This is a genomic window from Pseudarthrobacter sp. LMD1-1-1.1, assembly GCF_040676255.1.
In the GTDB taxonomy this organism is placed as follows: Bacteria; Actinomycetota; Actinomycetes; order Actinomycetales; family Micrococcaceae; genus Arthrobacter.
This window is the reverse complement of the sequence record NZ_JBEGHP010000018.1, coordinates 1-255: the sequence shown is the minus strand read 5'-3', so window position 1 is coordinate 255 and position 255 is coordinate 1. Positions and strand designations below refer to the sequence as shown.

Here is a 255-nt window from a genome sequence, read left to right as displayed (position 1 = left end):
GGTCCCGACTTACCCAGGGCAGATTAGCTTGACCCTGGAACCCTTGATCATTCGGCGGACGGGTTTCTCACCCGTCTTTCGCTACTCATGCCTGCATTCTCACTCGTGTAGGCTCCACCGCTGGTTTACACCGCGACTTCACTGCCCACACGACGCTCCCCTACCCATCCAGACGCCTGAACCACAAGGGCTTAGCTAAATATCTGAATGCCACAACTTCGGCGGTGTACTTGAGCCCCGCTACATTGTCGGCGC

1 rRNA gene is annotated in these 255 nt (G+C 57.3%); it reads right to left on the bottom strand.

Annotated features, from left to right (window positions below):
• Nucleotides 1-255: ribosomal RNA gene (locus tag MRBLMD1_RS10555) — 23S ribosomal RNA — on the bottom strand; the annotation flags it as partial.